Source organism: Bradyrhizobium iriomotense (assembly GCF_018130765.1).
GTDB lineage: Bacteria > Pseudomonadota > Alphaproteobacteria > Rhizobiales > Xanthobacteraceae > Bradyrhizobium > Bradyrhizobium iriomotense_A.
The window spans coordinates 254277-277922 of sequence record NZ_JAFCJZ010000001.1; the positions used below are offsets into that span (position 1 = coordinate 254277).

Here is a 23646-nt window from a genome sequence, read left to right on the forward strand (position 1 = left end):
TTGTTGCCTTCGCTCATCTCACTGCTCACTTCGCCGCCCGCACCTCGACGATACCCGTGCCTGTCCGCCCATAGCGCGAGGGATTGTACATGTCCTCGACATAGGCCTGCGGCAGCACGTATTTGCCCGGCGAGACCGCGCGCACGACATAGGCGACGGTGAACACCGACTTGGAGTCCGAGGCCCGGTCGACGGCCGCGGTGAAGCGGTCGTCGCGGAACTCGGTGTCTTCAGGTTCCTCGCCGTCCTCGATCCAGTCCAGCGTGCCGCTGTCACCGGACGAGACCAGCTTCGGGTTGTCGATCTCGAGGCCCGCCGGCAGATAGTCGGACACCATGATGTGGCCGTACTCGGGCTTCGCCTCGGTGATCTTCAGCACCACCGCAAAACGCTGGTTCTGCTTGACCTTGCTGATGTCTGCGGGCTTGCCGTCGAGCGTGTAGTAGCTGCGCTCGATCTTGAAGCCGTTCGATGCTGCCGGCTCCGGCGTCACCGGCGAGCCCGACACCGAGACCACCGCCTGCACCGGCGCATCGCCGGTGTTGGTGATCTTCAGCGGCTTGCCGCTCAGCGTGTCCGCCTTGTAGCTGCGGTAGAGCGCGGTCTTGACTGGCTGGCCGTCGACCTCGATCGATAGGTTCTCCTTGGCGAGGGCCCGCGCCGCCAGCACCAGCCACGCATTCTCCTGCGTGGAGGTGTAGGGCGTGAGCCCGCGCGCGGTCTCGACCCGCGACACCGCCTGCGTCAGCGTCGCCTTCGGCGCGTTGCCTTCACTGGCAAGCGAAACCAGCGCTGCGGCATCGCGCAGCTGCGAGCCGTAGTCGGTGCGGCCGAACTCCAGCACCGGTTTTGGCGCAAGGCTGTCGAGCGCGGCACCATAGACCCGCTCGGCGCGGTTGCGGTCGCCGACCAGGGCCAGCGCTGCGGCAAGCTGCGACTTCGCAATCGGGGTTGCGAGGTTGTTCAGCTTGGTGTCCGCGAGGTAGCGGAGATCGCCGATCGGCGCTGCGCCGTTGCGTGCGAGCACGTAGAGGCCGTAGGCGAGATCGCGGCCGCCGTCCTTCTCCGGCTCGTTGCCGTTGACGACCGAGTTGCGGATACGGTCGAGCGCGTTCTTGAACAGCACGTCCGGCACCGCAAAGCCCTTTTCGCGGGCGCGGGTCAGGAAGTCCGTCACGTACGCGTCCAGCCAGGCATCGTCGCCGCCCGCCGACCACAGGCCGAACGAGCCGTTCGAGCCCTGACGGGCCAGCAGCCGCTCGATCGAATCGCGGATGCGCTGGTCGACCTCGGTATCCATCGCGAGATGCGCGCCGGCCGCCAGCTCGTTGACATAGAGCAGCGGCATGGCCCGGCTCGTGATCTGCTCCGAGCAGCCATAGGGATAGCGGTCGAGCGCTTTCAGGATCGTCGCAGCATCGAGCGCAGTCGACAGGCTGGCCGAGACCGAGACGCTGCCGGTGCCCGGCACGAGATCGGAGAACATGTCCGAGGTCAGCGTCAGGCTCTCGCCCTTTGCGAGCGTCCGGATCGAGCGCCGTGCCAGCACCTGCGTGGCCGCCTTGACGTCGAACGCATAGTGCCGCGCCAGCGCGAGGCCATTCGGTCCCTTGATGTCGACGTCGAGCGTCGCCTGCCCCGCCGCCGTCGCATCGAGCGCGAGCGAGAACGAATTGCGCTGCTTGGCGGCGAGCCTGACCGTGGTGGCAGGATTACCGGTCATCTTCACCGGGCCGCCCGTCTTGACGTTGATGACGTAGTCGCCGGCCTGGCCCTCGACATTGTCGATCTCGAGATTGACCGTGCCGTGGTCGCCATTGAGCAGGAAGCGCGGCAGCGTCGTGGTCAGCACCACGGGGTCGCGGATCACGACATCGGTGTTAGCGCGACCGAGCTTGGTCGCGGTCCAGGCCACCGCCATGACGCGCGCGGTGCCGGCGAACTCCGGAATGTCGAAGCTCACCTCCGCGGTGCCGTCGGCACCAACGGTCACGATGCCGGAATAGAGCGCCAGCGGCTTCTGCGAGGGCGGCGAGCCCTGCAGCTCGGCGGCTCCAGCATCGCCACCGGACTTGATCTGGCCGCGCGTGCCCGACATGCCGTCGATGAGCTGGCCGTAGAGATCGCGGATCTCCGCGCTCAAGCGGCGCTGGCCGAGATAGTAATCATCCGGCGCCGGCGGCTTGTAGTTGGTAAGATTGAGGATGCCGACATCGACCGCGGCGATGACGATCTTGGCGTCCTCGCCCGGATTGAGCCCGTCGAGCTTGACCGGAATCTTCAGCATCGCATTGGGCCGGATCAGCGCCGGCGGCGTCAGCTTCACGCTCAGCGTGCGGGTCTGCTTGTCGATGCCGAACCATTTCAGGCCGATCGCCCGGCCCGGCATGCGCTGGGCCGCGGCGTCGAGCGGACGGCGCAGCGTCGCCACCACATAGGCGCCGGTGCCCCAGTCCTTGCCGACCGGAAGCTTGACTTGCGCGGTGCCCTCCTTGACGTCGATGGTCTGCGTCGTCAGCAGGCGATCGCCGAGCACGTTGATGGTGAGCTTGCCAGCGCTGCGGACATTGACCGACACCGTCATGGTATCGCCGGAGGCGTATTGCGGCTTGTCGATCGAGGTTTCCAGCAGGTCCGGCGTGTCGGCGCTGCCGTCGGAATACCAGCCGACGTCGAACTGCACCGAGGTCACCGGCCCATCAGCATCGTTCGACTTCACGTCCAGCCGGTAGCGGCCGGGCTGCGGCGCCAGCGAGATCCGCGCCGGCCTGTCGGCTGCGATCGTTACGTCACCGTCGGCGACGCGCGAGGTCGACTTGACCGGCTCGTACTCCCAGTAATTGTTCTGGCGGTACCACTGGTAGCGCGACTCCATCTTCAGGAGCTCGTAGCGCAGGCCGTCACGGCGCAGCCTCTGGCCTTCGGGCGAGACGAACACGACGTCGAACTCGGCCTTGTCGCCCTCGGCGACGTTCTTGTCGCCAAACAGCGGCTTGATGCCGATCTGCGCAGCAGTGGGCGCGACCGGAAGCACGATCTTGCGCTCGACGGCGCGGCCGCCGGTCTCGACCATGCGGACGAAGATCTGCGCCTCCTGCGGCCGCGTCGAAGCGGGCTGCTTGTCGAGCGTCACCGGGAAGGTGGCAACGCCATTGGCATCGGCCTCGGGCAGGTTTTCCAGCGGCGTGCGTTCGTTCGAGGTGGTCTCCTCGTCGGCAACGCCGAACTGATATCCGGAGAAGCCCGGCCGTTCGCTTGCGGGCGCGATCAGCATGTCGCCTTCGAGCGCAAGGCCCGAGGCCGGCGCGCCATAGAGGAAATGACCGTCCACCTTAAGCTCCACTGGAGCGTTAGCTTTGATCAGCTTGTCCTTGGCGGACAAATCGAATTCGATCCGATCAGGAACGTAGTCCTCGACCATGAAGGTGGTTTCGCCAACCGAAGCCCCCTTCGGATCGGTGAAGGCGCGCGCGCGCCAGGTGCCAGTTGGCACGGCCGAGTTGAGCGGCACGGACAGCGTGCGGCCGCCGGCGCCCTGGTCGGGCAGCACGGCACGGCGGTATTCGACGCCGTCGGGGCGCTCGACCACCAGCGTCATCGGCCCGCCGGTCACGGCATTGCCCTGCCCGTCGCGCAAGAGCGCGGTGAGGAAGACGGTCTCGCTGGAGCGGTAGACGCCGCGCTCGGCATAGACGAAGGCATCGGCGCCGGCGGGCACGGCGCGCCCCGAAACGCCGCGGTCGGAGAGGTCGAAGGCCGACGTCTTCAGGCTGAGGAAGGCGTAGTCGGCCTTTTCGCCCGTGACCGTCAGCATCGCCGGCGACAGGCCGCCCTCGCCGCGCGCCAGGCCCGCCTCGAACAGCACGTGGCCGGTCTCGTCGGTCTTGCGCGTCGCCAGGATCTCGTTGTTGCGGGCGACCAGCCGCACCTCGGCCTTGCCGACCGGATCGGTCGACGCCAGCGAGTTGACGAAGACGTGGATGCCGTCATTGCCGGAGTAAGCGGAGACGCCCAGGTCGGAGACGATGAACCATTGCGTGGCGAGCTGGTACTCGTCGTCCGAGCCCGGGCCCTTGGCCGCCGCGGTCATCACGTAGACGCCGGGCTGGAGCTCGCCGAGCGCCTGGTCGACCGGGAATGCCGTGGTGACGTCCTGGTTCAGCGTCATCGCGGTCGAAAGCTCGCCCGACCAGACCTTGACGCCGCGCTCGTCGCCGAGATCGCTGAGCTGATATTTGGTCAGCGTCTTCTGGAAATCGCTGTCGACCACCGTGTTGATCAGGTTGCGGTCGCCGATGCGGAAGACGTTGATGTTGACCGCGGGCGTGTTGACGCTGACCACGGGAATGCCGCGCTGGCCGGTCCTGGGCAGCACATAGGCGCGGCTGGTGAAGCGCACGAAGGGCTTGCGGTCGCGCACATAGACGTTGAACTCGGCCGATTTCGGCAGCCCCTCCTTCACCGTGGACGGCAGGCCGGCGCGCAGATTGATGTTGTACCGTTCGCCGTGCTTCAGCCCGTCGACGCAGAGCTGCTTGCCTTCCGCCGACAGCGCCGGCTTGTCCTGCCCTGCGAGGGCCAGGAACGGCGCGAAGTCGGTGCGCTTGGCGAGCTCCTCGGAGAACTGGAAGCAGGCGCGCGGGCTCGCCGAATCCGAGTCCACGGTGTAGTCGAGCAGCCGGAAGCCGTGCTCGTCGCGCAGCTTCTCATATTGGCCGCGGACGTCGGCGACCTCGCGCAGGTCGAGCGACAGCCGCAGCGAATCCAGCGCCGGCCGCCACAGCTTGCGTTCGGCCAGCGACTTGCCGAGCACGGCGAGCGCGTCGGCCTCCTCGCCCGGATTGCCGGCCCGCGTGTAAGCGATATAGGCCGCAGTCGAGGCGCGCTCCAGCAGGAAGGTCTGCTCGCTCGAGTTCTTGGGCCAGATCTGGAAGATCACCTTGGCGAGCCGCAGCCAGTTGCCGGCATCCTCAGGCGTGGTAGCCGCAATCTGGCCGAGCACCGACAGGCCGGTGCGGTAATCATTGCGCTTGAAGGCGGCGTCGGCATCCGTGCGCAGCGTCGCGTTGGTCTTGGCGACCGGCCCCGCCTCACTCTTGATCTGCGCCTCCAGCTTGATCGCGGAATCGGCGAGATCGTCGCGTTTGAAGGCCTTGTCGGCGGCCTGCGCCGCGTTAAGGCCGAGCGCCAGCGCGGCGCAGATTGTGACGGCGCGAACAAGACCGATCATGGATGGACTCCCGGAAATCGCGGACGAACGCCGCTTGTCGCATGAAATGCGCGGAAAGGTGACGGACTCAAGGCGATGGAACCAGAGGTGCAAAACGTCGCATTCGCCATGACAAGGCAGGCCCAGAGGAGACCAGTCCAGATACCGCCGCGCACGCCGTCCTGATGGCGCAGCAACACCTAGCCAGTCGACCGGCGGCCGTGTCCCGGAAGCTGTTCAGCGTTCCCGGCGATGTGATCCATCGTCCAGTCCGCTGCCGCTCAACCCGGCACCCTGACACCCCACCGTTCCGCTTTGTCGCGGCATAGAGGAAAACGGTTCGGTTCAGGCTTGGCGAAAGACCAGATTTTTCATATTGGCATGCTAGATGAACGGCCAGCCGCCCCAACCGGGCGGCCCAGGACGGTCCCGTAGCTCAACTGGATAGAGTAGCGGATTTCTACTCCGCGGGTTGCAGGTTCGAGTCCTGCCGGGATCGCCAAGCCTTCGAATTGCCGCCGCCCCTCATTGCGGTCCACCCGGCGCACCGCTCAGCCGTGCAAGACGGCTTGACGTGCCAAACGACGCTCACTGCCAATCCGTCGTCCTTCACGAACGCGTGGCCGGGCCTTTGAACCGGGCGCATCGGTCCTATCTACGCGCCGGGCGATGTGCGCCCGAGAAGGACCCCGATGCCACCGTCCGAGTGGACGAGAATGGCCATCGCATCTGCAGTGGCCGTCCTCGCAATATCATTTCTGGCCATTGACGCCGGCGTCGACGTGAACACCGGCGCGATCGTAAAACGCGTCGAGACGGCGCGGGCCTCGATTACAGACGTGGTGGCGCGCCAGCATGAGCTCGCATTCGCCGTTCAGGCGTGGTCGCGAGGCAATCACCAGAAGCCGCTCTCGGAGAAGCAGCCGCTGGAGCAGTGCCTGGCGATCGATTGATTCAGACGCGCTGCGTGACAACACCAAGCCCCTTCGCGGGCCGTTTGTTTGTTCACGGTCCGACTCCGCTTCGTTCGCAAAGCACGAATCGCGATCGCGAATATCAGCGCTGCGCAAATGTTAATAGCGAGTTGCCGTTCGCTGATTGCGCGCGCGACCGCTACTCCGTCGGCTCAACGTCGCGCCGCTCGCGGGCAAGCTGATGCCAGGCGATGGCGAGCTCGATGAGCCGTTGCCGGTCAGCGCCCTCGGACGCTGCGGCGCGCTTCATTGCGGCCTCGGCTTCGTGCTGCGGGTCGTACTTGTTACACATGAGTCGGATTTTAGCCGCCTGATCTGGACAAGTGCGTGGCAATTTCGTCCGTATGATTGCGGATGACGGACGTTGTCGCGAGCAATTTCAGCACGTCTAGATTGTTAAGGTTATAAAACGTCACTCGCGGTTTCAAGCTCGTCCTCGTCGCAGGTGAATGGAGACCCGGCGTCATTCCGAGCCATCTGTGAATTGCGTCACAGCCTGCGCCCCGCTTCTCGCGCTAAAAATCGTCCCAGGAGCGCGAGACGGTGTGGGAGGTCATTCCCGTCATGACACAGCAAGCAACCGCCGAAGCCAGGGTCCCGACACAACGACAGCGGTCCGACCTGTTCGGCATCGCGTGCCTTGCGACGATCGGTCTCGTGACGCTGGCCTGGATCGCAGGCCTGGTCTGGGGCGCGATGGCATTCTTCAACTGGCTGGTAGCCTGACGCGCGAGGTGATCTGCCCTCATCCGCGCGCAACCGGATCGACCGGCAAACAAAAAGGCGGGCCTTCGCCCGCCTCTTCGGTTTCAGCTCCTGCGCAGAGGCTCAGTAGCACGCGCGCGGATCGGCCTGCACATACTGCCCGTTTGGATAGCGGTAGTAGCAATTGCCCTCGGCCAGATAGTAGCCGGGCCGCGAAGCTGCCGTCGCGCCGGCGATCGCGCCGGTGGCGCCGCCGAGAACCGCCCCTGCGGCGGCCCCCGTCGCATTGCCCGAGATCAGCCCGCCAAGCACACCGCCGACAATGGCACCGCCAAGCGCGCTTGCGCCGGGATCGGCCGGCGGCGGCGGAGGTGGCGGTTCGTAGGCGACCGGCGGCGGCGCCGGGGCATAGGCCACCGGCACGTCGTCGTAATACTCCTCCGAGATGTAGCCGGGCGGACCGGCCATCCGCTGCGGATAATAATACCAGACGCCGCCGACGTCCCACCACCAGCCGGACCGGCCGTTGTGGACTTCGTGGCGCCAGCGCCCGCCTTCCCAGCCGAGGTTGCCGCGATAGGCATGTCCGCCCCAGTCGCGCGTCGGTGCGGGGCCACGCGCGTAGTTGCGGCCGGGCGGCGGTCCGCCGGCATTGTGCGGGCCGGGACCGGGGCCGGCGGCGTGAGGCTGGCCGCCGGGCTGCGGCGCGGGCCGGGCCGCCTGCTGCGGCGGAGGACCCTTGCGCATGGTCTGGGGCGGCGCACCGGCGCCGGCCCCTGCCGGCGGATGACCGTCGTGCCGTGGCGGCCCTGCGTCCTGCGCCTGCGCCTGCGCCGAGAGCGCGAGCAATGACATGGCCGAAACCAAGGGAATGATGATCTTCATGCGGCTGGACGCACTCATGCGTGCTTGCCCCCTACTCTCTCGCTTGCCGTGGTCCCTCGCGCGATAGACGATTCGCCTCGCGCCGGGGTGATGCCGGCTGACATAACTGACCTGCTTGATCGGCCAAGTGATCGGCCAAGTCCCGTTACAAATGATTAAGATCACGGCAATTTTTCGGCCCGACGGGGCCGCAACGGCTCGCGCGGAGCGCCGCTAGCGGGCCGGCTCGATGACGTTGCAGTTGCTCCGCCCCGACATCAGGCAATCCTGCATCTTGCTGGCCGAGGTGAGATCGCGGGCGAGCCACCACCCGATTCCGAGGATCACGATGGCGATGACCAGGCCGGCGATAGCGCCGCGGCGGTTGTCGCCGGGTTGAGGTCTTGGCGGGGATTTGGGCTTCTCGCCCGGTTCGGGCTTGGACGCAGGGCTCGACATGACAATCTGATCGCACGGGGTGAGCCGGCTTTATCACCTCTGCGACGTGGCGTCACATCCCGGCCGCCCTTCCGGTTCAGCCCCGGGTCTGGCGGATCGCATCCTTGCGCAAGGTTTCGACAGCCGGGGTCGCCTCGCGAGCCCGCGGTGCGCAGGTCGTGAGCACGAAGGCGGTCTGGCTGCACTCCCAGTCGGCGCCCAGAACGGCGTTCTCGACCGGTTGTGGACGGGCAAACAGCAATGCGGCACCTGCCAGCGCCGCCACCACGAGAATGAGCGCGAGCGCCTTGAGGCTCAGCCGGAAGATGGTCATGCCCGTGCTCCGTCGCGTATCGGGCGGACGCTAGGCGCCGCCGCAGGTCGCCCCTTATGAGGGACATCACAATTCGGCAGTTTTTCCGGGCTACGAGAGATCGTCGGAGGAGCGATTTTTCGTCTACCTGATAGGCTGCGATTATGTATGGCGTCGTGACGCGCGCCGATGTACACGCATTCCGTCACGCGGCGCCGCGCTATGCCCAGCCGACGTACCCACGATCAGTGATGTAGGATTGAAAGCGAGGAAGACAAGGCTCGTCGATGAGTGGATTCAGGGAACCAGGCTTCTCCGACCGGCAAAAGGCCGCGCAGGAAGCACGCAAAAATCTTTTGAACAAGTTCAAGTCGCAGCCGGGCCCCGATGATCCGGCGGTTGCCGCGCGCCGTGCCGAACGCGAGGCCCTTGCGGCCAAGCGCGCCGAGGCAAAGGCCTCGCGCGAGGCGGAAAAGGCCGAGCAGAAGCGTCTCGAGGAAGAAGCCAAGGCCGCCGAAGCCGCGCGCATCGAGCGTGAGGCTCAGGAAGCGGCCGAGCGGCAGGCTGCGCTCGAGGCCGAGCAGAAAGCCAAGCGCGACGCCCGCTACGCCGCCCGCAAGGCCAAGCGCAAGTAGCGTTCAGAAGCAACGTTCACAAAGTAGCGTTCGGACGTCACGTTCAATTGAAGTTGAGCGGAGACATCATTTCGGGGCGGTCCATGTGACCGCCCCCGGACTCTTCCGAGTGCGCGTCTGCCTTTGCACGCGCGCCAGTGACGACAGAAGATCAGTTCTTCTTCATCATCCCATCGTCTTTCTTCATCCCGTCCTTCGACATGTGATCCTTCTTCATGCCGTCGTCCTTGGACATGGCATCTTTCTTCATGCCGTCCTTGGACATCGTGTCCTTCTTCATCATGCCGTCGTCCTTGCCCATCTTGTCCTGAGCGAAAGCGGCCGGCGACAGCGCGAGGCCAAGCGAGAGAACGGCAGCCGAGACGCCGAGCGCGATACGGGTACGAATGGTCATGGATCATCTTCCCTTCGAGATGTGTTTGACAGCGACGGACGCCGCTATTTGATCTCGACGGATCGAGGTGCGGACTTGTTACGGCCTCGCCTATAAATTTCTCCAGGCCGCGCATTCGCCGCAATCACGTACCCGGCATCGGACCTCCATTCGGAGCAGCGGGACTGCAAGTGTGCAGCGCAGCACGACCGGCCCTTGCCGCGGCATTCGGTCTCGAACTATCAGATGAGAGAACATCGCCTCGAAGACCGGCTAGGATGGGCCCGAACGCCGGTCTGAAGAGACCCGACCCAAATCACACCGACAAGAACAGAAACGTTCAAGGGGATCACACCATGATTACGCGCCGCCATCTGATCGCGACCGCCGTCGCCGCGCCCGCCATCCTGCGCTTCGGCACCGGTACCGCGCATGCCGCCACCACGCTGAAGATCTCGCATCAATTTCCGGGTGGCACCATCGACAAGGGCGATTTCCGCGACCGTCTCTGCCGCATGTTCGCCGCTGAAGTTGCCAAGCGCAGCAATGGCGACATCGCCGCCGAGATCTATCCGAACTCCTCGCTGATCAAGACCAACGCGCAGTTCTCCGCGATGCGCAAGGGCGCGCTCGACATCTCGCTCTATCCGATGCCCTATGCCGGCGGCGAGCTGCCCGAGACCAATATCGGCCTGATGCCGGGCCTCGTCACCACCTACGACCAGGGTCTGCGCTGGAAGAAGGAGCCGGTCGGCAAGGCGCTGACCGACTTGCTCGCCGACAAGGGCATCATCCTGCTCACCTGGGTCTGGCAGGCCGGCGGCGTCGCCAGCCGCTCCAAACCGCTCGTGTCGCCGGAAGATGCCAAGGGCATGAAGGTTCGCGGCGGCTCGCGCGAGATGGACATGGTGCTCCAGACCGCCGGCGCCTCGGTGCTGTCGGTGCCCTCGAACGAGATCTACGCGGCGATGCAGACCGGCGCCTGCGATGCCGGCATCACCTCCTCCACCAGCCTGATCTCGTTCCGCCTCGAAGAGGTCGCGAAGTCTCTGACGTCAGGCGCGGGCACCTCCTATTGGTTCATGCTCGAGCCGCTGATGATGTCGAAGGCGATTTTCGACAAGCTGCCGAAGAACCAGCAGGACGTCCTGCTCACCGTGGGCCAGGAGCTCGAAGCCTTCGGCCGCAAGGGCGCGCAGGACGACGACGTCGAGGTCGCCAAGGTCTACGAGAAGGCCGGCGCCAAGGTCTCGGTGCTGGATGCCGCGACCGTCGGCAAGTGGCGCGACATCGCCCGCGACACCGCGTGGAAGGATTACGGCGCCAAGACCGCGACCTCGGCCAACCTGCTCAAGCTCGCCACTGACGTTGCGGCATGAGCCACGGTCCGCTTCCGGATCGTGACGACCACGCAACCGCTGCCGCGGGCACAGGCCCTGCGGCGGCGATCGATCGCGGTCTTGCCATCCTCAACAGCATCATCGTCGTGTTCGCCGCGATCGCGCTGGTCGCAGCCTGCGCCATCCTGAGCTACAGCGTGCTCAGCCGCGCGCTGTTCAAGGCTGCCAATTACTGGCAGGACGAGGCTGCCGTGTTCCTCCTGGTCGGCGCCACCTTCATGACGGCCGCCTATGTGCAGCAGAACCGCGGTCACATCGGCATCGAGGCCTTTGTCGGCCTGCTCTCGCCGCTCGCGAACAAAGTCCGGCTGTGGCTGGTCGATGTCGCAACGTTTCTGTTCTGCGCCTTCTTCACCTGGAAGTCATGGACTCTGGCCCATGAGGCCTATGTCGACGGCCAGGTCTCCAATTCGATGTGGTCGCCGCCGCTCGCCATCCCCTATTCGCTGATGGCGTTCGGCATGAGCCTGCTCTGCATCCAGATTCTCGTGCAGCTCGCGCTGCCCTTTGCTGGAGGCCGGCGGCCATGAGCGTTTTCGGGATCGGCCTCGCCTACGGCATCGCGACGCTGCTGGTGATGTTTTCGGGCATGCCGATCGCGTTCGCGCTCGGCGCGGTCGCGGTCGTATTCATGGGCATCTACATGCCCTCGGCCTCGCTCGATACGGTGACGCAGAACGTCTACGAGGAAATGGCCTCGATCACGCTCTTGTCGATCCCGCTCTTCATCCTGAAGGGCGCGGCGATCGGCAAATCGCGCGCCGGCCAGGATCTCTATTCGGCGCTGCATGCCTGGCTGCATCGCGTGCCCGGCGGCTTAGGGGTCGCCAACGTGTTCGCCTGCGCGCTGTTCGCGGCAATGGCGGGCTCGAGCCCTGCGACCTGCTCGGCGATTGGTTCGGCCGGCATCCCCGAGATGCGCAAGCGCGGCTATTCCGGCGGCTTTGCCGCAGGGATCATCGCCGCCGGCGGCACGCTCGGCATCCTGCTGCCGCCCTCGATCACCATGATCCTGTTTGCGGTTGCCGCGGAAAAGTCGCTCGGACGGCTGTTCCTCGCCGGCATCGGACCCGGCCTGCTGCTGGTCACCCTGTTCGGCTCTTACGCCGTGATCCGCTTCCGTCAGGAATACAAGGCCGCCGAAGCCATCTACAAGAATGGCGGTCCGGAGGCCGCGATCCTCGCCCGCGACGAGTACACGCTCGCCGAACGCTTCAGCGTGCTGCCGCGCGTGATCCCCTTCGTGCTGCTGCTCACCGGCGTCATGATCGCGCTCTATGGCGGCTTCGCGACGCCCTCGGAAACGGCCGGCCTCGGCGGCCTGCTCGCGCTGGCGCTGATCGCGGCGATCTACAGCGTGTGGCGGCCGAGCGACCTTGCCCCCATCATGAAGTCGACGATCCGGGAATCGACCATGCTGATGATGATCATCGGCATGTCGCTGCTCTATTCCTACGTCATGAGCTATCTGCACATCTCGCAATCGGTCGCCGAATCCATCGTCGCGATGCACCTGCCGCGCTGGGAGCTGCTGTTCGCGATCCTCGTCATGGTCGTCGTGCTCGGCTTCTTCCTGCCGCCGGTCTCGATCATCCTGATGACGGCGCCGATCATCCTGCCGCCCTTACGCGCCGCCAATTTCGACATCATCTGGTTCGGCGTGGTCATGACCATCGTCATGGAGATGGGCCTGATCCATCCCCCCGTCGGCCTCAACATCTTCGTCATCCGCAACGTTGCGCCGGACATTCCCCTGCGCGATGTGATCTGGGGCACCCTGCCCTTCGTGCTCTTGATGATGCTCGCGGTGCTGCTGCTGTGCTTCGTGCCGGGGATTTCGACCTGGTTGCCGGACCTCGTGATGGGGCCGGACGGGAGCAGGTAGCGCCAATCATAACTGCCGTAGGGTGGGTTAGCCCAGCGGCTGCGCACAGCGCAGTTGCTGGGCGTAACCCACCTCTTCTGTTTCCGCGGAGGCACAGAGTGGTGGGTTACGCCCCGCAGATCCGCTTCGCGCATCTGCAGGGCTAACCCACCCTACGAATTCTCTTTACGCCGCTGCTTCGGCGCGTTCGCCACAACCTGCAACAGATCCTTGCGCACGGCCTCAATGTGCCGCTCCAGGAACCGGCAGGCCTCCTCCACTTTCTGCGCGCGGCAGAGCGCGATCAGCTGCGCGTGCTCCTTCTCGGCAATCCCCATCGCCTTGGTGTTGGAGAGCTGCAGCCGCGTGTAGCGGTCGCTGGTCTGGAGCAGCGACAGCACAATCGCGCGCGTGCGCGGCTGCGGGGCGTGCACATACAGCGCCATGTGGAAGTCGGCGTTGAGCTGCCCCCACTCGCTGACGTTCCTCGCCTTGATCGCCTTCTCGAATTGCTTGTGGATGTCGTCGAGCCCGTCGAAATCGTCGGCAGTGAAACGCGGCGCCGACTGCGCGAGCAATCGCGGCTCCAAAATCCGGCGCAGGTCGAAGACGTCGTTGATCTCGTCCAGTGACAGCTCGGAGACGATCGCGCCCTTCTGCGGCACGATCCGCACCAGCCCTTCGGCCTCGAGCTGGAACAGCGCCTCGCGCACCGGGATGCGGCTGACGCCATAGGCATCCCCAAGCGCATCCTGGCGCAGCTGCGACCCGGCCGGATAGGTGCCGTCGAGGATCGCCTGGCGGAGCTGATCGACGATCGCCGCCGACAGGGTGCGATGCTTCAAAGGCTGTTTCATCTGACCTTCCGTCCTGCTTGCCGACTCGTCGGAGCGAAGCGGTCCCTCTCTTGCATGTTGAGCTGCCCGGCAAAAGCCGTGACTCCGCAAAAGCCGGTGCTCAGCAAAAGCGCGTCCTGCCGCCGATTTGACTGCAATCTCCGTTTGACTCCCAAAATGTATAAATTATACATTCGGCAATCGCACGACAAATCTTCGGGGTTGGGGCCTCTTCATGATCGAGCACACGATGCCGGCCATTCGCGCGCTCAGCCTCCGACGTACGGTCGTCCGGATGTCGAGCGCCCTGCTCGCCTTCGAGCGTCTGGCGCTGATGGGCCTGATGTACCTGCTCACCGGCCTGATCCTGGTGAACGTCGTCACCCGCTACGCGCATTTTCCGATCTACTGGATCGATGAGTCCGCGGTTTATTGCGTGGTCTGGCTGACCTTCATCGGGGCGTCCGCGATGACGCGGTTGCGGCTCGACTTCGCGGTCACCATGCTGACGGAGCGGCTTTCGCCGCAGCGCCAGAAGATCGCAAAAGTGATCTCGACCGGCATGGTCGTCGTGTTCGGCGTTGCCCTGACCATCACCTGCGTGCTCTGGATGGACCCGATCGGATTGGCGCTCGCCGGATTCGACGGGCGCAAGCTCGCGGCCGAAACCTTCAACTTCCTCTACACCGAGCGCACCCAGACGCTGAACTGGCCGACCTGGGTGCTCTATCTGACGCTGCCGATCTTCGCGATGTCGATGACCGTGCACGGCCTCGCCAATCTGCTGGAAGATCTCGAGCTGGTGCCCCGCACGCCGCCGAAGGGTTTTCAGCTCTCCGAGCTAGACGGGGTCAACTGATGATCACGTCCGCCGCCTTCGTCGCATTCATGCTGGTCGGCGTGCCGATCGGGCTCTGCCTGTGCCTCGCCGGCCTCGTCTACATCGCCGCGTCGGGCAATCCCGTGCTGTTCCAGTCCTATCCGCTACAGCTGTTCGGCGGCGTCGACAGCTACGGCCTGATCGCGATTCCGCTGTTCATCCTGATCGGCGAGATCATGAACGGCGGCGGCATCACACGCCGCATCGTCGACATGGCGATGGCGTTCGTCGGCTCGCTGAAGGGCGGCCTCGCCTACGTCAACATCCTCGCCAACATGTTCATCTCCTCGATCCTGGGCTCGGCGACCGCGCAGGTCGCGATCATGGCCCAGATCATGGTCCCGGAGATGGAGAAGAAGGGCTACGACAAGACCTTTGCCGCGGGCCTCACCGCCTATGGCGGCATGCTCGGCCCGATCATCCCGCCGTCGGTGATGTTCGTGGTCTACAGCGTGCTGGCGCAGGTTTCGGTCAGCGACATGCTGATCGCCGGCATCGTGCCGGGCGTCATCCTCACCGTGATGTTCTGCCTCGTCATCGCGCTGATGGGATACATGTACAATTATCCCCGCGCCGACTATCAGACGCCGCGGCAGCGTCTGATGACGATCCTGCGGACCTCGCCGACACTGCTGATCCCAATCGTCATCGTCGGCACCATCCTGAGCGGCCTCGCCAACGCGACGGAATCCGCCGCTGTCGGCGCAGTCGCCGCCGCACTTGTTGGCAAATACTGGACGAAAGAATTCGAGTTCTCGCAGCTGCCGCAGATGATGCTGCGCAGTGGCATCTATTCGGCGATCGTGCTGTTTCTGGTCGCGGCCGCCGCCGTGTTCTCCTGGGTGCTGATCTTCGGCAAGGTGCCGCAGGAAACCGCCGGCTGGATCCAGTCCGCCGCCAAGGACCCCATCAGCTTCATGCTGATCTGCAACGTCATCCTGCTGATCATCGGCACTGTGATCGACGGCATTCCCGGCCTGATCATGACGGTGCCGATCCTGCTGCCGGTCGCAACCGACGTCTATCACATCGATCCCCGGCAGTTCGGCGTCGTCGTGGTGATCAACCTCGTGCTCGGCCTGCTGTCGCCGCCGGTCGGGCTTTGCTTCTTCGTCGCGGCCGCCGTCACCGGCGCCAAGCCCGGCAAGATGTTCATGGTGACGCTGCCCTTCTTCGTCATCTCCTGCGTCCTCCTGGTGCTGCTCTCGCTCTACCCCTCGCTCTCGCTGATCCTCGTCAAATAGGCCCGTACAAAAGGAAGCCCGACCATGCCGCTTTCACGCCGCCGCTTTCTCGCCGCCAGTGCCGCCGCATCGGTGTTCGCGCCGTCGCTGGCGTTCGCCCAGGCCAAGGAATTCCGCCTCGGCCTGATCACGCCCAACGGCCATTCCTGGAACAAGGCCGCGCTCAAGTTCGGCGATGAGCTCAAGGCCGCCACCAACGGCCGCCTGACATTGACCGTGTTCCACTCCGGCCAGCTCGGCAACGAGCCCGCGATGATGCAGCAATTGCAGTCCGGCGCGCTCGACATGGGCTTCATCCAGGCCGCCGAGCTCGGCTCGCGCGTCCCGCACATCGCCGCGATCAACGCGCCCTACATCGTCCGCTCGACGCCGGCGGTGGCGAAATTCGTGCGGCATCCGGCGGCGGTGAAGCTGTTCGATGTGCTGCCGCAGGAGACCGGCACGATCGGGCTCGGCTGGGGCATCACGGGCATGCGCGCGGTGTTCTCGTCCAAGGACCTGAATTCGCTCGCTGACATCAAGGGCATGAAGCTGCGCATCAACCCGACGCCGGTCTATCGCGATTTCTATTCCTCGTTGGGCGCAGCGCCGACGCCGATCCCGACGCCGCAGGTGTTCGACGCGATGGCCAACGGCCAGGTCGACGGCCTGGAAGCCGACCTCGAATTCTCCTGGAACCAGCGCTTCGACAAGGTGTCGAAGGTGATCCTGCAGATGAATGCCGTCTTCATGCCGATGGCGGCGGTCGTCTCCGGCCGGGTCTGGCAGTCGCTCCCCGCGGCCGACCGCGAGCTGATTACCAAGACGATCAAGACGACGCTGGATGCGCAGATCGACGAGCTCGCGGGCAACGAGCCGGCGCTGATCGAGAACTTCAAGAACGCGCCGATCCCGATTCGCCAGGTCCCGGCCGGCGACACCGAGGCCGTCATCGCCGAGTTCGACAAGATCTGGCTACCGAAGGCACCGGTTCTCGCCGAGCTGCGCAAGGTCGGCGCCACGCTCTGATCCCGTCCGCCATCCCCTTCACAACTGCCGGCGGCCCCAGCCCCCCGCCGGCCTTTTTCATCTGGAGAAAAACCATGCCCCGCCGCGTATCCTGGGAAGGCGTCTTCCCGGCCGTCACCACGCAATTTTTCGACGATCTCTCGCTCGATATCGACGCGACCGCCAAGGTGATGGACGGATTGATCCGCGACGGCGTCTCCGGCCTGATCGTCTGCGGCTCGGTCGGCGAGAACACTTCGCTCGAGCGCAAGGAGAAGGTCGCGATCATGGAGACGGCGAAGTCGGTCGCGGCCGGCCGCGTCCCCGTGCTGTGCGGCATCGCCGAATTCACCACGGCGTTTGCGGTCGAGACGGCCAAGGAAGCCGCACGCGTCGGCATCGACGGCGTAATGGTGATGCCGGCGCTCGTCTATTCGTCCAAGCCGCACGAGACCGCTGCGCATTTCCGCGCCGTCGCCAGCGCGACCGACCTGCCTGTGATGCTCTACAATAACCCGCCGATCTACAAGAACGACGTCACCCCCGATATCCTGGCCACGCTCGCCGACGTCGAGACCGTGGTCTGCTTCAAGGACTCCTCCGGAGACACCCGCCGCTTCATCGACACCAGGAACATGGTCGGCGACCGCTTCGTGCTATTCGCAGGGCTCGACGACGTCATCGTCGAGAGCGTCGCCATGGGCGCCGTGGGCTGGGTCTCCGGCATGTCGAACGCTTTTCCGCGCGAGGGCGAGACGTTGTTCCGCCTCGCCAAGGCAGGGCGCCTTGCCGAGGCGATGCCGCTCTACGAATGGTTCATGCCGCTGCTGCATCTCGATGCCCGCCCGGATCTCGTCCAGTGCATCAAGCTGTGCGAGCACATCATGGGCCGCGGCACCGCACTGACCCGTCCGCCGCGCCTGGGACTGCTGCCGCAGGAGAAGGCCGAGGTCGAGGCGATGATGGCCAAGGCGCTGAAGAACCGGCCGCGCCTGCCGGATGTCGGGCTGAAGGCAGCGTAACGGCAGGTCTCGTAGTCTCGTAGGGTGGGTTAGACCTGCGGCTGCGCAAAGCGCAGTCGCTGGCGTAACCCACCACTTTCGTCTCCGCGGATACCAAAGAGGTGGGTTACGCCGAGCGATTGCGCTCCGCGCAATCGCAGGGCTAACCCACCCTACGAAGCTTACGAGCTCACTCGCTTCTTCTTCGCATTCAGCGCGGACGCCACGCGGCTCACCGGCGGCTTGCCCAGCACGCCGCTCATCGCGTTCGTGGCCGCGAGCAGCTTCTCCATGTCGACGCCGGTTCTGACGCCCATGCCTTCGAGCATGTAGACGACATCCTCGGTCGCGACGTTGCCGGTCGCGCCTGGCGCGTAGGGACAGCCGCCGAGCCCGCCGGCGGCGGCGTCGATCACGCGGACGCCCTCTTCCATCCCCGCGTACAGGTTGGCGAGCGCCTGACCGTAGGTGTCATGGAAATGCATCGCGAGTTTTGCGGGCGGGATGTTGGCGCTGACCGCGCGCAGCATCTCCTTGGCCTTATCGGGCGTGCCGACGCCGATGGTGTCGCCGAGCGAGATCTCGTAGCAGCCGAGCTCCCACAGCGTGCTGGCGAGATCGGCCACCGCCTTCGGCTTGATCTCGCCGTCGAACGGGCAGCCGAGCACGCAGGAGATATAGCCGCGCACCTTCACGCCATCGGCCTTGGCGCGCGCCAGCACCGGCTTGAACCGCTCAATGGATTCCGCGACCGTGCAGTTGATGTTGGCGCGCGAAAAGCCTTCGGAAGCTGCTGCGAACACGGAGACCACTTTCGCGCCGGCGGCGCGCGCAGCGTCATACCCCTTCTCGTTCGGCACCAGCACGTGGAATTCGGCGCCCTTGATGTGGCTGACGCCCCGCAGCACGGCGTCCGAGCTTGCCATCTGCGGGATTGCCTTGGGCGAGACGAAAGCGCCGACCTCGACCGTATCAAGACCGGCCGCAACCAGCGCCTCGATGAAGGCGATGCGGGCCTCGACGCTGACGGGAGTCTTCTCGTTCTGGAGGCCGTCGCGCGGCCCCATTTCGATAATGCGGACGGGATCGCTCATGTCACTCTCCCGAAGGTTCGACCACGGCGAGCTCGACGCCCTCCTGGACAATGTCGCCGACCTTGCATTTGATCGACTTCAGCACGCCGGCATAGGGCGCGCGCAGCGTCTGCTCCATCTTCATCACTTCGAGGGTCAGGATCGGCGCGCCCTTGTCGAGCGTGGCGCCCTCCTCGGCCAGCACGGCAACGACTGTGCCCGGCAAGGGTGCCGCGATCTTGTCCTCGCCGACATGCTCCTCGCTCTCGCCGCCGAACGGATCGACCCAGTGCAGGTCGAAGCGGCCGTTGCGCGTGCGCAGGTACAGCTCATGGCCGTCGATCACGGCTGCGACCGACGATTTGACACCATCCAGAGTCAGATCGAAGCCGCCGTCCTTCGCCGCGATCGTGAACGCCAGCTCGCGCTCGCCGATCACCAGGGTGGACAGCCCGCTGCCGTAGTTCAGAGCGATCTTCTGCTCCGGACCATGGCCGACGCGAAAGGAAAAGCTGCGCTGGCGGCGGCCGACCGGCTGCCAGCCGAAGGTCTGCCACGGCGAACTCGCCTCTGCCTGCGCGGCCTGCCGCTCCTCGTTGACGATCGCGGCGACTGCGGCGCAGAGCTCGAGCTCTCCGGGCGCCGGCGCCGCGGACGTCAGCACCGCCAGCTCGCGCTCGATGAAACCGGTGTCGATCGCATTGGTCCGCACCTTCGGGTGCGTGATCAGGGCGGACAGGAACGGGATGTTGGTGACGATGCCGCGGACATCCGACTCTTCCAGGCCGCGGTTGAGGCGATCGATCGCAACGTCCCGGGTCGGCGCCCATGCAATCGTTTTTGCCAGCATCGCATCGTAATAAGGCGAGACGCTATCGCCCTCACGATAACCCGCGTCGATGCGCAAGCCCCCGGTTTCCGCCGGCAGGCGCCAGGTCGAGATCCTGCCGACCGAGGGCATGAAGTTCTTGGTCGGGTTTTCGGCGTAGACGCGCGCTTCGATCGCGTGGCCGTTGAGCTTGATCTCGTCCTGCTTCAGCGGCAGCGCCTCGCCGAAGGCGACGCGCAGCTGCCACTCGACCAGATCGATCCCGGTGATCAGCTCAGTCACGGGATGCTCGACCTGCAGGCGCGTGTTCATCTCGATGAAGAACACGTCCTTGCCGTCGGAGACGAACTCGATGGTGCCGGCGCCGACATAGCTGACCGCGCCGGCGGCCTTGCGCGCCGCGGCGCAGACGGTCTCGCGCTGCGCGGCATTGAGCGTCGGCGACGGCGCTTCCTCGATCACCTTCTGGTGGCGGCGCTGCAACGTGCATTCGCGCTCGAACAGTGACAGCAGGTTGCCGTGGCTGTCGCCGATGATCTGCACCTCGATATGTCTGGGATTGTCGACATATTTCTCGATCAGCATGCGGTCGTCGCCGAACGCGGCCAGGGCTTCGCGCTTGGCGCTGACGATCGCAGGCCCGAGCTCGGCCGCGGAGCGCACGATGCGCATGCCGCGCCCGCCGCCGCCGGCGGAGGCCTTCACCAGCACGGGGAAGCCGATCCTGTCGGCCGCCTTCGAAAGCGTCGCCTCGTCCTGGGCCTCACCGTGATAGCCCGGCACCAGCGGCACGCCGGCTTTCTCCATCAGCTCCTTCGAGCCGGATTTCGAGCCCATCGCCGTCATCATCCCGGCGGTCGGGCCGACGAACACCAGCCCGGCGTCCAGGCAGGCCCGCGCGAATTCCGCATTCTCCGACAGGAAGCCGTAGCCGGGATGCACGGCCTCGGCGCCGGTCTTTCGCGCGGCCTCAATCAGCCGCTCGACATTGAGATAACTGTCGCGGGCACGTGCCGGCCCGAGCAGCACGGCTTCATCGGCGAGCGCGACATGCATGGCGTCGCGGTCGGCCTCGGAATAGACCGCGACCGTGCGCAGGCCCATGGCGCGGGCGGTGCGGATGACACGGCAGGCGATTTCGCCGCGGTTGGCGATCAGAAGGGTGCGAAAACGCCGGTAGAGCATTGAGCGGTCCATCGCATCACATCCTGAACAGGCCGAATTTCGTCGGTTCGATCGGCGCATTCGACGCCGCCGAGAGGCCGAGGCCGAGCACGAGGCGCGTGTCGGCCGGGTCGATCACGCCGTCGTCCCACAGACGCGCGGTCGCATAATACGGGTGCCCCTGGCTCTCATATTGGGCGCGAATGGGCTCGCGGAATTTATCTTCCTCTTCCTTCGACCAGCTATCGCCCTTGGCCTCGATATTGTCGCGGCGGACCTGGCTCAGCACCATCGAGGCCTGCTCGCCGCCCATCACCGAGATGCGCGCATTCGGCCACATCCAGAGGAAGCGCGGTGAATAGGCGCGGCCGCACATGCCGTAATTGCCGGCGCCGTAGGAGCCGCCGATCACGACGGTGAATTTCGGCACGGAGGCGGTCGCAACCGCCGTCACCAGCTTGGCGCCATCGCGCGCGATGCCGCCGGCCTCGTACTTCTTGCCGACCATGAAGCCGGTGATGTTCTGCAGGAACACCAGGGGAATGCCGCGCTGGCAGCACAGCTCGATGAAATGCGCGCCCTTCAGCGAGCTCTCGCTGAACAGGATGCCGTTGTTGGCGATGATGCCGACCGGATAGCCCCAGATATGGGCGAAACCGCACACCAATGTCGTGCCGTAGAGCTTCTTGAACTCGTCGAACTCCGAGCCGTCGACGACGCGGGCAATGATGTCGCGCACGTCGAACGGTTTGCGGCCGTCAACGGGCACCACGCCGTAGATCTCCTCTGCCGCAAACAGCGGATCGCGCGGCTTATGCATGTTGAGGTTCGGCCGCACCGACGGCTTCAGCGTGCCGACGATGCGCCGGGCGATCCCGATCGCATGGGCATCGTTCTGCGCGTAATGGTCGGTCACGCCGGATTGCCGCGAATGCACGTCGGCGCCGCCGAGCTCTTCGGCGCTCACGACCTCGCCGGTCGCGGCTTTCACCAGCGGCGGGCCGCCGAGGAAGATGGTGCCCTGGTTGCGCACGATGATGCTCTCGTCCGACATCGCCGGCACATAGGCGCCGCCGGCGGTGCAGGAGCCCATCACGATCGCGATCTGCGGGATGCCCTGTGAGGACATCTGCGCCTGGTTGTAGAAGATGCGGCCGAAATGCCGCTCGTCCGGAAAGATCTCGTCCTGCAGCGGCAGGAAGGCGCCGCCGGAATCGACCATATAGACGCAAGGAAGATTGTTCTGCCGCGCGATGTCCTGCGCCCGCAGATGCTTCTTCACCGTCATCGGGTAATAGGTGCCGCCCTTGATGGTGGCATCATTGGCGACGATCACGCATTCGCGGCCCGAGATGCGCCCGACGCCGGTGACAACGCTCGCCGAATGCACGTCACCGCCATAGAGGCCATAGGCCGCAAGCGGCGACAGCTCCAGGAACGAGGTGCCGGGATCGACCAGCAAGTCGACGCGCTCGCGTGCCAGCATCTTGCCGCGCGCGGTGTGGCGGTTGCGCGAGGCCTCGCCGCCGCCGCCGGCGACCTGGCTGAGCTTTTCGCGCAAGTCCGCGACGAGGCCGCGCATGGCCTCGGAATTGCGCGCAAAATCCGACGAAGAAGGATCGATGCTGGAATGGAGCGGCATGTTGATTCCAATGAGGTGAAGGATTTAAGCCGTCTCGGCCATCAGTTCGCGGCCGATCAGCATGCGGCGCACCTCGGATGTACCGGCGCCGATCTCGTAGAGTTTTGCGTCGCGCCAGAGACGCCCCACAGGGAATTCGCTGGTGTAGCCGACCCCGCCAAGCGCCTGGATCGCCTCGCCGGCCATCCACGTCGCCTTCTCCGCGGAGTAGAGGATCGCGGCGGCCGCATCCTTGCGCAAGCTGCGGGCGTGGTCGGCACGGTCGCAGGCGCGCCCGACCGCATAGACATAGGCGCGCGTGGCCTGCCAGGTCGCATACATGTCGGCGAGCTTGCCCTGCATCAGCTGGAAATCGCCGATCGGCTGGCCGAACTGCTTGCGCTCGTGCATGTAGGGGACGACGGCGTCCATGCACGCCGCCATGATGCCGAGCGGCCCGCCTGAGAGCACGGCACGCTCATAGTCGAGGCCGGACATCAGCACCTTGACGCCCTCGCCCACCTTGCCGAGCACGTTCTCTTCCGGCACCTCGCATTCGTCGAAGAACAGCGGATAGGTGTTGGAGCCGCGCATGCCGAGCTTGTCGAGATGCTGGCCGTGGGTAAAACCCTTGAAACCTTTCTCGATCAGGAAGGCGGTCATGCCGCGCGGGCCGGCCTCGGGATCGGTCTTGGCGTAGACCACCAGCACGTCGGCATCGCCGCCATTGGTGATCCACATCTTGGAGCCGTTGAGCACGTAACGGTCGCCGCGCTTGTCGGCGCGCAGCTTCATCGAGACCACGTCGGAGCCAGCGCCGGGCTCGGACATCGCGAGCGCGCCGATATTCTCGCCGGAGATCAGCTTGGGAAGATAGCGCTGGCGCTGGGCGTCATTGCCGTTGCGGCGGATCTGGTTGACGCAGAGGTTGGAATGGGCGCCGTAGGACAGCCCCACGGCCGCCGAACCGCGCGAGATCTCCTCCATGGCGACGATATGGGCGAGATAGCCCATGTTGGAGCCGCCATATTGCTCCGGCGCGGTCATGCCGAGCAGGCCGAGGTCGCCAAGGCGCTTCCACAGGTCCGCCGGGAACAGATTGGCCTTCTCGATGTCGGCGGCGCGCGGGGTGATCTCCGCCTCCACGAAGGCGCGGAGCGTGTCGCGCAGCATGCCGATGTCTTCGCCCAGATCGAAATCGATGCTCGGGATGTTCAAGGCGATTCCTCCGTTATT

At 65.4% G+C, this 23646-nt stretch carries 21 protein-coding genes and 1 tRNA gene; 11 read left to right on the forward strand and 11 right to left on the reverse strand.

Annotated elements, in window-relative coordinates:
• Positions 1-25: 25 nt before the first annotated feature.
• Positions 26-5230, reverse strand: a complete 5205-nt coding sequence (locus tag JQ635_RS01140) for an alpha-2-macroglobulin family protein (RefSeq protein WP_211408048.1) — start codon at positions 5228-5230, stop codon at positions 26-28.
• 404 nt (positions 5231-5634) lie between these two features.
• Between JQ635_RS01140 and JQ635_RS01145 the strand changes: the two genes are divergently transcribed.
• Both JQ635_RS01145 and JQ635_RS01150 read left to right on the forward strand, forming a co-directional pair.
• Positions 5635-5711: transfer RNA gene (locus tag JQ635_RS01145), tRNA-Arg, on the forward strand.
• A gap of 214 nt (positions 5712-5925) precedes the next feature.
• Positions 5926-6162, forward strand: coding sequence for a hypothetical protein (locus tag JQ635_RS01150; RefSeq protein ID WP_246583225.1), 237 nt, complete (start codon positions 5926-5928; stop codon positions 6160-6162).
• A gap of 160 nt (positions 6163-6322) precedes the next feature.
• Here the strand turns inward: JQ635_RS01150 and JQ635_RS01155 are convergent, their stop codons facing one another.
• A complete protein-coding gene (locus JQ635_RS01155; protein ID WP_211408050.1) occupies positions 6323-6475 on the reverse strand; it encodes a hypothetical protein in 153 nt (50 codons plus the stop codon).
• A 272-nt stretch (positions 6476-6747) separates the two neighbouring features.
• Here JQ635_RS01155 and JQ635_RS01160 point away from each other — a divergent pair, with 272 nt between their 5' ends.
• Positions 6748-6909, forward strand: coding sequence for a hypothetical protein (locus tag JQ635_RS01160; protein ID WP_211408051.1), 162 nt, complete (start codon positions 6748-6750; stop codon positions 6907-6909).
• Between the two features lie 102 nt (positions 6910-7011).
• Here JQ635_RS01160 and JQ635_RS01165 read toward each other — a convergent pair whose 3' ends face one another.
• The 3 genes from JQ635_RS01165 to JQ635_RS01175 all read right to left on the reverse strand — a co-directional run bounded on the left by JQ635_RS01165 (position 7012) and on the right by JQ635_RS01175 (position 8524).
• A complete protein-coding gene (locus tag JQ635_RS01165; RefSeq protein WP_211408052.1) occupies positions 7012-7791 on the reverse strand; it encodes a hypothetical protein in 780 nt (259 codons plus the stop codon).
• Between the two features lie 195 nt (positions 7792-7986).
• On the reverse strand, positions 7987-8211 hold the full coding sequence (locus tag JQ635_RS01170; protein WP_211408053.1) for a hypothetical protein: 225 nt from the start codon (positions 8209-8211) through the stop codon (positions 7987-7989).
• A 76-nt stretch (positions 8212-8287) separates the two neighbouring features.
• Positions 8288-8524 (reverse strand): hypothetical protein, encoded by a 237-nt coding sequence (locus JQ635_RS01175; RefSeq protein ID WP_211408054.1) that lies wholly within the window; start codon positions 8522-8524, stop codon positions 8288-8290.
• A 266-nt stretch (positions 8525-8790) separates the two neighbouring features.
• Between JQ635_RS01175 and JQ635_RS01180 the strand changes: the two genes are divergently transcribed.
• Entirely contained in the window at positions 8791-9138 is a 348-nt protein-coding gene (locus JQ635_RS01180; protein WP_211408055.1) for a DUF6481 family protein, read from the forward strand.
• Positions 9139-9289: 151 nt separating this feature from the next.
• Here the strand turns inward: JQ635_RS01180 and JQ635_RS01185 are convergent, their stop codons facing one another.
• Positions 9290-9532 carry a pentapeptide MXKDX repeat protein gene (locus JQ635_RS01185; protein WP_130367076.1) on the reverse strand — a complete coding sequence of 81 codons (243 nt, stop codon included), beginning with the start codon at positions 9530-9532 and terminating at the stop codon, positions 9290-9292.
• Between the two features lie 335 nt (positions 9533-9867).
• On the opposite strand from JQ635_RS01185, the gene dctP reads away from it, so the two are divergent.
• The 3 genes from dctP to JQ635_RS01200 are packed head-to-tail and all read left to right on the forward strand — an operon-like array spanning position 9868 to position 12796.
• A complete protein-coding gene (gene dctP, locus JQ635_RS01190; protein WP_211408056.1) occupies positions 9868-10890 on the forward strand; it encodes a TRAP transporter substrate-binding protein in 1023 nt (340 codons plus the stop codon).
• Positions 10887-11441 carry a TRAP transporter small permease gene (locus JQ635_RS01195; protein WP_211408057.1) on the forward strand — a complete coding sequence of 185 codons (555 nt, stop codon included), beginning with the start codon at positions 10887-10889 and terminating at the stop codon, positions 11439-11441. Before dctP ends, JQ635_RS01195 begins: the two co-directional genes overlap by 4 nt.
• Positions 11438-12796, forward strand: coding sequence for a TRAP transporter large permease (locus JQ635_RS01200; RefSeq protein ID WP_211408058.1), 1359 nt, complete (start codon positions 11438-11440; stop codon positions 12794-12796). The genes JQ635_RS01195 and JQ635_RS01200 overlap by 4 nt, the downstream gene beginning before the upstream one ends.
• Before the next feature lie 152 nt (positions 12797-12948).
• On the opposite strand, the gene JQ635_RS01205 is transcribed toward JQ635_RS01200, so the two are convergent.
• The gene (locus JQ635_RS01205; protein ID WP_211408059.1) at positions 12949-13632 is read right to left on the reverse strand and encodes a GntR family transcriptional regulator; all 684 of its coding nucleotides are present in this window, start codon (positions 13630-13632) and stop codon (positions 12949-12951) included.
• 214 nt (positions 13633-13846) lie between these two features.
• Here JQ635_RS01205 and JQ635_RS01210 point away from each other — a divergent pair, with 214 nt between their 5' ends.
• From JQ635_RS01210 to JQ635_RS01225, 4 genes are all read left to right on the forward strand, one after another.
• Positions 13847-14470, forward strand: coding sequence for a TRAP transporter small permease (locus JQ635_RS01210; protein ID WP_433996543.1), 624 nt, complete (start codon positions 13847-13849; stop codon positions 14468-14470).
• Entirely contained in the window at positions 14470-15735 is a 1266-nt protein-coding gene (locus JQ635_RS01215; protein ID WP_211408060.1) for a TRAP transporter large permease, read from the forward strand. The genes JQ635_RS01210 and JQ635_RS01215 overlap by 1 nt, the downstream gene beginning before the upstream one ends.
• A gap of 24 nt (positions 15736-15759) precedes the next feature.
• Positions 15760-16743: a TRAP transporter substrate-binding protein gene (locus tag JQ635_RS01220; protein WP_211408061.1), complete on the forward strand. Its 984-nt coding sequence runs from the start codon at positions 15760-15762 to the stop codon at positions 16741-16743.
• A gap of 74 nt (positions 16744-16817) precedes the next feature.
• Positions 16818-17744, forward strand: a complete 927-nt coding sequence (locus tag JQ635_RS01225) for a dihydrodipicolinate synthase family protein (RefSeq protein ID WP_211408062.1) — start codon at positions 16818-16820, stop codon at positions 17742-17744.
• A gap of 161 nt (positions 17745-17905) precedes the next feature.
• On the opposite strand, the gene JQ635_RS01230 is transcribed toward JQ635_RS01225, so the two are convergent.
• Genes JQ635_RS01230 through JQ635_RS01245 form a run of 4 tightly spaced genes read right to left on the reverse strand, consistent with a single transcriptional unit; the run spans position 17906 to position 23583 of the window.
• On the reverse strand, positions 17906-18817 hold the full coding sequence (locus JQ635_RS01230) for a hydroxymethylglutaryl-CoA lyase (RefSeq protein WP_211408063.1): 912 nt from the start codon (positions 18815-18817) through the stop codon (positions 17906-17908).
• A 1-nt stretch (position 18818) separates the two neighbouring features.
• Positions 18819-20822: an acetyl/propionyl/methylcrotonyl-CoA carboxylase subunit alpha gene (locus JQ635_RS01235; RefSeq protein ID WP_211408064.1), complete on the reverse strand. Its 2004-nt coding sequence runs from the start codon at positions 20820-20822 to the stop codon at positions 18819-18821.
• A gap of 4 nt (positions 20823-20826) precedes the next feature.
• Positions 20827-22431: a carboxyl transferase domain-containing protein gene (locus tag JQ635_RS01240; RefSeq protein ID WP_211408065.1), complete on the reverse strand. Its 1605-nt coding sequence runs from the start codon at positions 22429-22431 to the stop codon at positions 20827-20829.
• Positions 22432-22455: 24 nt separating this feature from the next.
• Positions 22456-23583 carry an isovaleryl-CoA dehydrogenase gene (locus JQ635_RS01245; RefSeq protein ID WP_283826013.1) on the reverse strand — a complete coding sequence of 376 codons (1128 nt, stop codon included), beginning with the start codon at positions 23581-23583 and terminating at the stop codon, positions 22456-22458.
• Positions 23584-23646 lie beyond the last annotated feature (63 nt).